The following is a 12,254-nucleotide window of genomic DNA, read 5'->3' as shown; positions in this document are numbered from 1 at the left end:
TTGACGACTAATGCTGGCGGCACAACTCAACTTAATGGCAATGTGACTACAACTGGCAGTCAAACTTATGGAGATGCAGTTACAATTGCTAACAATCCCATTCTCTCCGGCAGCGGCATTACTTTTAATAATACTGTTGATGCCACTAACATTGACAGCGACTTGACTGTAAATGGGGGTGCAGGTAATATTACATTCAATGGTGCAGTTGGCAATACCAAGGCATTAGGAAACATTACCGCTAACTCTACAGGCACAACCGCATTTAATCAAACAGTCAATGCCGCGAGTTTGACGACTAATATTGGTGGCACAACTCAACTTAATGGCAATGTGACTACAACTGGCAGTCAAACTTATGGAGATGCTGTCACAATTGCCAACAATCCCATTCTCTCCGGCAACGGTATTACTTTTAACGATACTGTAGACGGCAGCAGCGATTTGACTCTGAATGGGGGTACTGGTAATGTTACCTTCAATGGTGCAGTTGGTGCTACAAGTGCGATCGGCAATTTAACAGCTAACTCTACAGTCACAACCGCATTTAATCAAACAGTCAATGCCACGAGTTTAACCACAGATGCTGGGGGCACAACTCAACTTAATGGCAATGTGACTACAACTGGCAGTCAAACTTATGCAGATGCTGTGACTGTTTCTAACAATCCCATTCTCTCCGGCAGCGACATTACTTTCAACGATACTGTTGACGGTAGCAGCGATTTGACGGCGAATGCCGCTAGCGGTAATCTTACCTTCACAAGTGCGATCGGCGAAACAACTCCTCTCACAAGTTTAACTGCCAACAGCAAGATATCTTTAGGCGGGAATGTCACTACAACTGGCAGTCAAACTTATGCAGAGGCTGTGACTGTTGCCAATAATCCGATTCTCGCAGGCAGCGACATTACTTTCAATAATACAGTTAACGTGGCTGGCAATCTCGGTATTGCTGGTGATAATGTTAATCTCAAAGGAACTGTAACAACAACCAATGACGGCACGCTCACAATTACCAATAAGGTGAATCTCAATATTGAGAAAAACCTGAACTTAGACGGTGCATTTATTCAAAATGGCGGGGGAACTGTTGGGGTTAGCGGAAATATCACCACAACTAATGATAACATTAGTTTTAGCGCTCCGGTGACATTAAAAGCTCCTGTAAGTTTTACACTGGGGGATGCAACAATTGCTTTCGGTTCTACTTTATCGGCAGGTAGTAACCCGCTGAATTTAACAGCCGGTGAAATTAATTTTTCGGGAAATGTTTCTGGTACTGGTGCGTTAACGCTACAACCTGCAACCGCAGGACAAAATATTGCGGTTGGCGGAACTGATAACAATACTAGCGCTTTAGATTTGACTGCATCGGAAATTAATTTGATTCAAAATGGATTTAGCTCGATCGCGATCGGGCGCTCGGATAGCACCGCCAAGGTTAGTATACCTAATAATCTCACATTTTTAGACCCCGTAAATATTCAAACGGGAACTGGTGCGATCGCACTTGATGGCACTCTGACGGGCAATGACAACAGCAGTATCGCCCTCAACGCTTCCACAATTAATTTAAATTCTGGCATCAATACCAATAAAAACCCGATCGCCCTTAACGGCACTATCCAACTCGGAAACGATATTAATCTCAGTACCGGCGGCGGAGATATTAAGATAGTTGGTGCGATCGACGGTAATCATTTGTTGAACTTAGATGCGGCTACAGGCAATGTGCTGGTACAAGGAAATATCGGAGGAACAGCACCACTTTCTGTTTTAAATGTTACCGCAACGCAGGCGGAATTCACTAACGGTAATATTGCGAGCAATTCGGGTTTTAATATTGCTGCTGGCAGCACTAAGTTAGGTGGCAATGTTACTACTAATCAGGGCAATATAAATATTAACGGTGTTCTCGGGTTGACGAAAGATGCGATCTTGAGTACAGCCGGGGGGAATATTGCCTTTGGAGGTGCGATCGACAGTATTGATGCGGCCCGCAACTTAACTCTAGCCTCCGGTAGCGGCAGCATCACTTTCAACGGTTCGGTGGGTGCCACCAGCAAATTAGGAAACCTTGCGATCGAAAATGCTGGCAATGTGACAGGAAACTCGACAATTAACGCGCAACAATTTACAGCACTAAACACGGAAAAAGTCAATTTATCGGGAGATGTCACCGCAGCCAAAGTCGATATTACTGCCAAGGGCGATATAAATGTTAAAAATATTACTACTAATGGCGGAGAAATTCTCTTTACAAGCGGTAATAACTTCACCGCAGGCAATTTGAATACATCGGCAAACAGTGGCGGTAACATAACGGTTAAGGCGATAACTTCAATTACGGCCGGACAAATTAACTCTAGCGGTATAGTCGGAAATGCGGGCAATGTGTTCTTAGATCCGATCGGCGATATTCAAGTAGAGTTTATCAATGCCCAAGGCGGTACAGGTGGCATCGGTGGCGAGGTGACAGCAATAACAGGCAATTTTTTCCGCGCTACGGGTACTTTTTCCACCCCACTGTCGCCGACGGGAGTTGCTAGCATTTCTACTGCTGGCGGCGCGGGTGGTGGCAAAATTACAATTGTGCACGCAGGGGGAGATGGAGGGACGCCGATTCAACCGTTTGTGGTGGGGGACGCTGCTAGCAACGGTACGGCGGGTGCAATTACAACGGGACAATCTAGCATTACATCGCAGTCGTTTCCGCGTTCTAGTAGTGTTGGTAATATTGTGTTTTCGACTGACGCCGCGATCGACACGACGCCAACGCCAACTCCCCCTCCGACGCCAACGCCAACTCCCCCTGATGTTGTAACTGCGACTCCCCCTGAGGTTGTAACTGCGACTCCCCCTGAGGTTGTAACTCCCCCTGAGGTTGTAACTGCGACTCCCCCTGAGGTTGTAACTGCGACTCCCCCTGAGGTTGTAACTCGCCCTGAGGTTGTAACTCGCCCTGAGGTTGTAACTGTCACTCGCCCTGAGGTTGTAACTGTCACTCGCCCTGAGGTTGTAACTGTCACTCGCCCTGAGGTTGTAACTCCCCCTGATGTTGTAACTGTCATTCCCCCTGAGGTTGTAACTCCCCCTGAGGTTGTAACTCCCCCTGAGGTTGTAACTATCACTCCCCCTGATGTTGTAACTCCCCCTGAGGTTGTAACTATCACTTCGATCGATCCTACGGAAATACAAGATCCCGCACGGCAACCCCCAACCCTGGATCCAAAAGACTTTCAAGGCCCCGAATTTCGATCGCTAGACAATCCCGTTGTTGCTGCTGTCGATCGAGTTTTAACCCTCGATCGCACTATCACCCGTACATTACCCCCGGACTTAGTACCACCCTCACCACCCTCACCAGAACCGCCAATAGTCAACCCCACTTCTAATTTAGTTCTGGGATATGTTCCGTCTCCCGATCAACTTTTTGAAGGTAACGACATAGAAAAAACAATCTCGGGAATCGAAGAAATGAGGAACCAAGAATTTGGAGAATACCTGGGGGTAAAAGGCAATCTCCCAGAAGAAAAAATCTTGATTGCGACATTACAACAAACGTTAAATAAGATCGAACAGCAAACAGGCAAACGGTCTGGTATTATCTACATAGTCTCGCGAGACAAACAATTAGAACTAATTTTAGTTCCTCCCGTGGGACGGCCGATTCACTACAGCGTCCCTGAAGCCAACAGAGCCGCTCTTTTCCCAGCCGTTCAGGAGTTGCAGGCTGAAATCACCAGTCCGGGAAAACGCGGTACTACCACTTATCTACCCGCCGCCCAGCAATTATATAAATGGGCGATCGCCCCCCTAGACAAAGACTTAAAAAACTTAGGAATTCAGACATTGTTACTGTCAGTCGATCCCGGATTGAGGAGTATGCCCTTTGCCGCTTTACACGACGGTAAAGGCTTCTTGATTCAAAAATACAGTTTCAGCCTCATTCCCAGTTTCAGCTTGACTAATAGCGATTATAAAGCAGTTAGAGATGCCACAGTGCTAGCAATGGGAAGGTCAGAATTTGTTGACCAAAAGCCCTTGCTCAGTGTGCCGATCGAATTGCAGGCGATTTCTGCTCAGTGGCACGGGCCATCTTTCCTCAATTCAACTTTCACTATAGATAATCTCAACTCCGAACACGCCAAGGGAGGATTTCGGATCGTTCACCTAGCAACTCACGCTGAATTCAAACCGGGAAAACCAAGCAATTCTTACATTCAACTGTGGAATTCCAAATTGCAGCTCGATCGCATGGAAAGTTTAAATTGGCGCAATCCGCAGGTAGACTTATTAGTATTAAGTGCTTGTAGAACAGCCTTGGGCGATGGGGAAGCAGAGTTAGGTTTTGGAGGTTTAGCGGTAAAATCCGGCGCGAAATCTGCTTTAGGGAGTTTGTGGTATGTTGACGACGGAGGCACTTTGGCGCTGATGAGCGAATTTTACCATCAGTTGCGAGGAGCCACAACTAAGGCAGAAACTTTGCAACTTACTCAACAGGCGATGATTGCTGGTAAAGTTCGGATCGAAAACGGGCATTTAGTGACAACAGCGGGTAAATTGAATTTACCGGCTAACATACAACAAAACCCAGATTTTTCTCATCCTTACTACTGGAGCAGTTTCACCCTCATCGGAAGTCCTTGGTAAGCTGCCATATTTTAGATTGTTGACAAGATTGGAAAAGCCGCAAACTATCTTGAAACGCATCTGCGTTCATCTGCGTTCATCTGCGGTTTCCCTATCAACCAAAGATTTATGCAATAAGTCTAGTATCCTGTCGGGGATTGTATCCATCTTTCGGCCAAAGCGAGTCAAAAATTATCTGAAACCAGCAGCAGCTCTGGGTCCAAGCTGTTTCAAATTAGGTGCGGCAGTTCCATAATTGACGCGACAACCGATGTTTAACAAACTAGAACTGCATTCGAGAGGGACAATTTGCTGGTCGAGGAGAGCGCTGCAACTTACATACTGGTCGTTATTAGTATCTCTTACCATACATTCGATCGCTCTAGCGCCCGATCGACTCGCCCAACTCTTCATACCTGCGACTGCAATCATGTGCTGCCAGTAAAACCAAAATAGGAATACTCCAAACAGTACGGCCACTGCTAATCCTACTTTAACCTTCCAACTGCCCAGGATATTTCCCAAGCTACTTTTTAAGTTTTCCGTCAAAGAAATAGAGGCTTCGGAACTTATTTCTGGAGGCGGCAAATTTGTTTGTGTTGGTTCGGGGATTTCCGACATCACGTATTTCCTCTGATTTTTGCGACTTGCTGGGAATTGCCGGAGGCGATGGCTCGCTCTTGCAAATTCTCTCAAATTTTAGCAAAACTCGTCTGTACTGGCAACCTCAAAAGGTAGTAGCGCCCTGGAAGTATGTATATTTTATCGATCGCGAGCGCGATTTCTATGCCTTTTGAGGTATTGCACAATTCGCGTTAGCGCAGCCCTCGAAGAGGATCGGCTATTTTGTACCTAGGGAAATAGAATTGTTGGCGATGTTCTTTGAAAACGGCTGAAATGAATCAGCTTTTTTGCGAACCGCAGAGGGCGCAGAGGGCGCAGAGAAAGAGCAAACAGAGATATATTGACTTTCACCAATCATTTATGGTTTCGATAGCAGTTCTAATAACTCAGATTCCGAAAGTAGTTTTACCCCCAAAGATTGAGCTTTTTCTAATTTAGAACCCGCATCTTCTCCCACAACCACATAATCAGTTTTAGCACTAACAGAACCTGTAACTTTTCCTCCAGCTTTGACAATTAAATCTTTGGCTTCATCTCGTTTCAGAGTCGGCAAAGTTCCAGTCAGCACAAAGGTTTTACCAGCAAATTGTAAATTTATATCGGCTAAATTCTGACTTTTCACTTCTGAGTGCAATTGCAATCCCGCAGTTTTTAACCGTGCGATTAAACTTTGATTTGCCGGAACTCGAAACCACTGAGAAACCGATTGTGCAATCTCCGGCCCGATGCCGTACACGCCCTCAATCGCAGCGGCGGATACTGCGGCCAACTCTTCCACATTTGCAAACCTTTCTGTCAGCAATTGAGCGTTGACACTACCAACGTGGCGGATTCCCAAGCCGTAAAGTACCCGCGAATAAGGTTGATTTTTCGATTGGGCGATCGCACTTACCAACTTTTGGGCCAACTTCTTACCCATGCGTTCCAAACTCATCAATCTTTCGGCTGTCAAATCGTACAAATCCGCGGCAGAATTGAGCAGATTGCTATCAACCATCTGCTGCACCAACTTTTCCCCAACACCGTTAATATCCAAAGCATCCCGGCTGCAAAAATGAATCAGCGAACCCCTCAAAATTGCCGGACAAGACGTATTGATGCAGCGAGTAACCGCCTCCCCTTTTTCCCGAACCACAGGCTGCGCGCATTCGGGACAGCAACTAGGCATTTGAAAAAGTTGAGCATTTTCGGGGCGAAGTTCTGTTAAAACTCGCACAACTTCTGGTATAATTTCCCCAGCTTTTCTGACAATCACAGTATCGCCAATGTGGAGATTTAGCTCGGAAAGTCGATCGCTATTGTGGAGAGAAGCGCGCGAAACCGTGGTTCCAGCCAACTGCACCGGTTTGAGTTCCGCTACAGGAGTCAGAGCCCCGGTTCTCCCGACTTGTACAGTGATTGCTTCTACAATTGTAGGGACTTCGGCCGCCGGATACTTCAGGGCGATCGCCCAACGCGGAAACCTCTGAGTAAAACCCAACTGTTTTTGCAACAAAACCGAATTAATCTTAACAACAACCCCATCTGTCATGTAAGGCAAATTTCGCCGTTCAGTATCCCAATATTCGTAATACTCCCGCACCTCATCCAAAGAATAGCAAACTTTGCGATTGGGATTCACCTTAAACCCCATTCTTCGCAAAAATTCCAAAGATTCCCCTTGCGTCTTTTCCTGATTAGCTTCATCTAAATGCAGAGTATAAGCAAAGAAATCCAAGCGCCGCTGATCCACAATTTTAGAATCCAACTGTCGCAGCGTACCCGCCGCCGCATTGCGAGGATTAGCAAACAATTGTTCCCCCGCTTTTTCCCGTTCCCGATTAATTTCTTCAAACACAGCTAAAGACAAAAAAGCCTCTCCCCGCACTTCCACAACAGGCGGCGGATTATCTAAATTCAGCTTGAGAGGAATCGAGCGAATAGTCTTGACATTTTGAGTAATATCCTCTCCCGCAATCCCATCTCCCCGCGTCGCACCGCGAACTAAAACACCATTTTCATAGGTTAAGGCCAAAGCAGAACCGTCAATTTTTAACTCGCAAACATAGGAAACCCCCCCCAGCCCCCCCTTGCTAAGGGGGGGAGTAATTTCTTTGTTTTCTTCGTTGCTAAGAATAGGCGTAATCCCATCTTGTCCCCCCCCTTGATAAGGGGGGGTTAGGGGGGGTGCTACTCTTTGCCAGCGTTCCTGCCATTTAGCAAATTCCTCAAAATTAAAAGCATTCTCCAAACTGTAGAGAGGAATATTGTGCTTGACGCTAAAAAATTGAGTAGCCGGCTTTTCTCCCACGCGCTGAGTCGGACTTTCGGCAGTAATCAATTCAGGATAATCTGATTCTAACTCTTGCAACTCTCGATAAAGGCGATCGTACACCTCATCTGGCATCATCGGCGCATCGAGAACATAATAAGCATAACTAGCTTGCTGTAGCTGCTCCCTCAACTGTGTAACTCGCTGCTGAATCTCTGGTTGCATCTTAACTTAAAAGTGTATATTTTTTAACCGCAGATGTGTAGGACAAACAAATCACAAACACAATAAAAATGTTAGCATTGTCTACCTCAATCTGCGGTTGTAGCTGGGACATTGAAAATCGATTAACGATCCCAATCTTCAACTTCATAAAGGAAACGAGTTCCCCCCATCAGCTTGCGATTAGCCGAGGTACTTTGCACAAAAACCGCATACTTTTCTAGATTGCTCGGTTTGAGGCGCACAGTCTCCCCCATTGGCAAACCCAACATTTCTCGCGCCGCTTCTCCTTCAAATAAATCCCCAGTCGAACGCTCCATCAGCACAATTTCTTTTTTACCTTGGATAGTTTCTGTTTTAGTAAACTCATAAAACCCGCGCCCGGTTTTAAAAGCCAAACCATTCTCCAGAACAAAAGCTTTAATTGAAATCTCGTTATCTACTTCAAGAATCTGAAATCTCCCCGGTTTAACAGTTCGCAATTCTGCTGATTCATAAACAGCAGCGCCTTCCCGCTTCAGCATGGTATCAAACATCTTGTTTAATCCGCGACTCATGCGACCTTGACTGACAACTTCTTGTTCGTAAGCTTGCAGTTGTTCGTTAGATGACTGTTGGTAACAAACTGCTAAAAACAAATCTGTGATGTAGGAAAATTGGTCGAGATTGAGGTGAAAACCGCCAGACTTTTCGGCTAGTTCTTTGTAGAATAAAGTAGCATGATTGCGGTTGAGAGCTTGGATGCCGTAAACGGCAATTCCCATCTGGGTTAACTTATCTACTTCCTGACGCCAGTTAAGTTTTTGAGGAGTTTGAGCGGGTGCGTGCGGGATGTCATCGCCAATGAGTACCAATGTTTTGGAATTAGTTGGAGTCCAAGAAAGTGACTGAGCTTCGTGCAAGACTAATTCATAACATTCTGGAGCATCGCCACCGCCAGTTGCTTCTACATTTTGCACAAAATTGCAAATCTTGCCGGCATCGCCGGACAAATCGAGGTGTTTAGTTACGTAAGTGCTGCCAGCGTCGCAATAGTCCCCGTGAGCAATAATGCCAATCCGAATGCCAGGAATTTCATCGAGCAGTCTTGTCACCGTCTCTTTGATTTTCCGGCGAACTTGCGTCAAGCAAGGATACATACTGCCAGTTGTATCAAAGCTAAAAACGACTTCAATGTTGTTGGTTGCCATGACCTAACTCTCCCTAATAAACAACTAATTCTTAGCTCTACTATAGATTACAAAAAAAGAGCCAGCAACTAGACACCCAATCTTTTCTTAATTATGATTCGTGTTTTTAACTGCTGAATTCAGCGCCTAAATTATTACAAATTCAAGCCGGAAAAATCCTTAAATTCCTTAAATTCCTTGTTTTCCCCGGACATGACTGGTTGAAGAATGTCACTATTTTTTTCGCCGTTCAAGTTGTTATTAGCAGGGTATTTAATTAATTCTTGAGCGTTTGTTTTGTTGAAAGCGAGCGGTTCAGCGTGTTCTACTTGAAACACGTTAGCGTAGAGGTTTGCAATAATTTGTTTGCCGCCCTGGGTTAATTCCAAGTAGTTCAAAGCTGCTGGAATGTAGGGAAAAACTCCGTTCCAATAAAACTTGGCGTAATTTTGCCGCAAATCTCCCGGAGATTTGTAGCCCAAGATTTGATTAGTGCCGACTTCCTCAAATTCGTAGAATAGCGCACTGATTTTTCGCAGGTAATTGGGGTCGCTCAACTGACCGATCAAATCGGCGGCTCTCGCGAGTCCAGAATAATTGTTTCTGTCTTGATGAGTTTCGCTAGCAGGAACTGGGAAGCGAGTCAATTCAATATTGCGCTTGATTTGTTCGGCATCAATTAATGTGTGGCCGCCGAAGCGTTCGTCAATTACGAGTTTTCCTCGATCGACATGATAAGGAGTTAAACTGGCAGAAGTAGCGCCGACCGGCACAGAAACCATGCCCCCGTCAATACCTGTAGCGTATAGTCCGACAGCTTCTTGGTCTTGGCGGCAAACACCTTTGACGTAACCGATATCGTGGCACAGCAGCGAGATCAGGTAGTGCAGCCAATCTTCCGGCGAGACTCCCCCTTCGCGAATATGCTTGCCCCGGAGAATCTCTTGTCCCACCAATGCCACGAGCATTGTGTGTTCCACATTGTGGTACAGAGCATCGCAGTTAGCGATATTTTCCAGAGCCATCGTCCCTGCCCAGGCGATAATTTCAGGGTAGTCAGGCTTGTACTTGCCGTAGGTGCGACGGTAGCCGGCCTGCAGCTCTTGCACAAAAGCGTCAATCAGGATAGCAGTTGCATTGAACATCATAAATTCTCCCACTCAGACTGTAGTTACAAACTCGATCGAAAATATCTTGCATAGCTGAAAAAATCATCAATGGGAATGACCGTAGGTGTGACCCCTCGGCGTTGAATTTTAAATTTCAGCTAGTCTTCTCAGGTCAGAAAATTACTCTCAGGCTATGCTTCTCACCATAACCTAATTTCCCAAGCAACAGATCGATTTTTCGGCATTAAATATTGGCGAAACAATTTACATCGTTTCACCGACTAATTATTAGAAGTCCTAGGTGTGAAAGTTATGAACTGTCTGTTTCCGAGTTTCTCCACTGCTGCCCTTCGCGCTCGGCGGTCGATCGCCCCAAAATACCTAGGATTGTTTGCATTCACGGCTGTTTGCACCGCCGCACCAGCAATGGGTGCCGATCGAATCTACGTAACTTACGGGCCGCTAGAAGAATCAGTGCCGATCGAATCCCTGGCACTCTTCGCCAAAGAAGGCAAAATAGACTCGAACTTGGACGGCTTTGCTCAGTACGCCAACAAAGTACAGCTAGCTGAGATTCGCAGCGCCCTGCAAGCGAAAGCTGAAATCAGCCCGGTGACTATCGCTCAATTTCTCTACACGCCTCAAGGAGAAGTGCTGCTGAAACGGTTGGGCCGAGTAATTCAAACCAAAGCTCGGCAGCCCGGATTTTATGCCATCCGAGCCGCCCTGATTTTAGCAGCCTCAGATCCAGAAGGCCTGACAATACTCAACGTGCTGCGGAAATTCCCCACTTATGGCATCAGGATTGACATCGCTCGCGGCTTGGGTATCGCCAACGAGCTGACATCCCTGATCAACCGTTCCAATCAGACGATCGCCGGAGTCGCCCAGTTGTCGGAAGCACAAGCAGCCTTAGAAGCCGCCATACCGCCCGCCGCAATGCTGCAGCCCCAGCTACCGGGCCCCTACACTTGGAAAAAATCATCGGTAACTCTGACGAGTCCAAATCGCGTTAGCGAAGCCCTCGAAGAGGATCGTACCTTTGATATGGACATTTACCTGCCGCAGGGCAGCCCGCGACCGGCCCCAGTAGTAGTAATTTCCCACGGTTTAGGTTCCGATCGCATTTCCTTTCAATATTTAGCAAAACACCTAGCCTCCTACGGCTTTGCCGTCGCCGTCCCCGAGCACCCCGGCAGCAACGCCCAACAAATCCAAGACTTAGTAACAGGCAGAGCCAATCAATTAGCAGAACCAGGAGAATTTGTCAACCGCCCCCTCGACATCAAAGACCTGCTCGATTATTTAACCAAACTTTCTACAACCGATCCTGCCTACCAAGGCCAGCTCGACTTGCAGCGAGTCGGCGTCATCGGCCAGTCTTTCGGGGGCTATACCGCTTTAGCATTAGCCGGGGCAGGGATTAATTTTGCACAGCTAGACAAAGATTGCGGACTCGAAAACGATACTTGGAACCTCTCCCTGCTTTTGCAGTGCCGCGCCCGCGGCCTAGAGCGCAACCAGTACAATTTCGACGACCCGCGCATCAAAGCTGTGATCGCCGTTAACCCGATCGTTAGCAGCATTCTGGGAGCAACAAACCTCAGCAAGATCCAAATCCCAGTCATGCTAATCGCAGGCAGCGCCGATACCGTCGCCCCCGCTTTGCTCGAACAAATTCAACCGTTCACATGGCTGACATCGCCCAACAAATATCTGGTACTGATGAACAACGGGACTCACTTCTCAACGATCGAGGAATCCCCTCAAAGCCTATTTCTGCCACCACCACAGGCGATCGGGCCCGAACCAGCTTTAGCCCGCCGCTACCTCAGCGGACTCAGCCTAGCATTTATGGAAAGTTATTTGAACAACAAATCAAATTTCCGCCCGTATTTGGAGCCATCCTACGCTTTAAGCATCTCCCGAGACACTCTCGGACTGAGAATTTTGCGATCGCTTACCCCGCAACAACTTCAGCAGTTCAGGCTTTCTCCACCTCCTCGCATCCCGGCCTCTCCCCCTGTCCTCGCTCCTGTTTCTCTACCTTCTCCACCTCCCATAGCTCCCGTTCGTTAGGGTTGAGGTGCGCCGAAGAGCACCCTGGCATATCTTTTCGCGCGGGGGCGATGGCGTCGGGCCCCGCAAGCTACGGGCATCTCTCTGGTTTCATCAGCTTTCCTGATGACTTCTATCAGTTTAACTGTCGCTCAACCCCTTTACAAACATTAACAAAACCGTTAA

Annotated in this window: 6 protein-coding genes; 2 read left to right on the top strand and 4 right to left on the bottom strand. The window is 47.0% G+C overall.

Features of this window, described 5'->3' with window-relative positions:
• Positions 1 to 4,656: CHAT domain-containing protein (locus QUA44_RS25305; RefSeq protein WP_333255481.1), on the top strand; the 4,656-nt coding region annotated here is incomplete at its 5' end.
• Positions 4,657 to 4,827: 171 nt separating this feature from the next.
• On the opposite strand, the gene QUA44_RS25300 is transcribed toward QUA44_RS25305, so the two are convergent.
• From QUA44_RS25300 to QUA44_RS25285, 4 genes are all read right to left on the bottom strand, one after another.
• Complete coding sequence (locus QUA44_RS25300) at positions 4,828 to 5,331, bottom strand: hypothetical protein (RefSeq protein ID WP_333309995.1); 504 nt, start codon at positions 5,329 to 5,331, stop codon at positions 4,828 to 4,830.
• Positions 5,332 to 5,617: 286 nt separating this feature from the next.
• A complete protein-coding gene (gene ligA, locus QUA44_RS25295; protein ID WP_333255485.1) occupies positions 5,618 to 7,735 on the bottom strand; it encodes an NAD-dependent DNA ligase LigA in 2,118 nt (705 codons plus the stop codon).
• A 122-nt stretch (positions 7,736 to 7,857) separates the two neighbouring features.
• Positions 7,858 to 8,922 carry a vWA domain-containing protein gene (locus QUA44_RS25290; RefSeq protein WP_333255487.1) on the bottom strand — a complete coding sequence of 355 codons (1,065 nt, stop codon included), beginning with the start codon at positions 8,920 to 8,922 and terminating at the stop codon, positions 7,858 to 7,860.
• A 134-nt stretch (positions 8,923 to 9,056) separates the two neighbouring features.
• Positions 9,057 to 10,046: an Npun_R2479 family HD domain-containing metalloprotein gene (locus QUA44_RS25285; protein WP_333255490.1), complete on the bottom strand. Its 990-nt coding sequence runs from the start codon at positions 10,044 to 10,046 to the stop codon at positions 9,057 to 9,059.
• 276 nt (positions 10,047 to 10,322) lie between these two features.
• On the opposite strand from QUA44_RS25285, the gene QUA44_RS25280 reads away from it, so the two are divergent.
• Positions 10,323 to 12,089 carry an alpha/beta hydrolase gene (locus QUA44_RS25280; protein WP_333255488.1) on the top strand — a complete coding sequence of 589 codons (1,767 nt, stop codon included), beginning with the start codon at positions 10,323 to 10,325 and terminating at the stop codon, positions 12,087 to 12,089.
• The last annotated feature ends 165 nt before the right edge of the window (positions 12,090 to 12,254 follow it).

Origin of the sequence: Microcoleus sp. N9_A2 (genome assembly GCF_036701775.1) — a bacterium.
Taxonomy (GTDB): Bacteria; Cyanobacteriota; Cyanobacteriia; order Cyanobacteriales; family Microcoleaceae; genus Microcoleus.
Note: the sequence above shows the minus strand (reverse complement) of the source record. Positions and strands in the feature narration are given on the sequence as shown.

What these genes read in the sequence shown, in the direction of transcription:
- ligA (WP_333255485.1), bottom strand. Translation starts at nt 7,735, where the DNA reads ATGCAACCAGAGATTCAGCAGCGAGTTACACAGTTGAGGGAGCAGCTA.
- QUA44_RS25290 (WP_333255487.1), bottom strand. Translation starts at nt 8,922, where the DNA reads ATGGCAACCAACAACATTGAAGTCGTTTTTAGCTTTGATACAACTGGC.
- QUA44_RS25285 (WP_333255490.1), bottom strand. Translation starts at nt 10,046, where the DNA reads ATGTTCAATGCAACTGCTATCCTGATTGACGCTTTTGTGCAAGAGCTG.
- QUA44_RS25280 (WP_333255488.1), top strand. Translation starts at nt 10,323, where the DNA reads ATGAACTGTCTGTTTCCGAGTTTCTCCACTGCTGCCCTTCGCGCTCGG.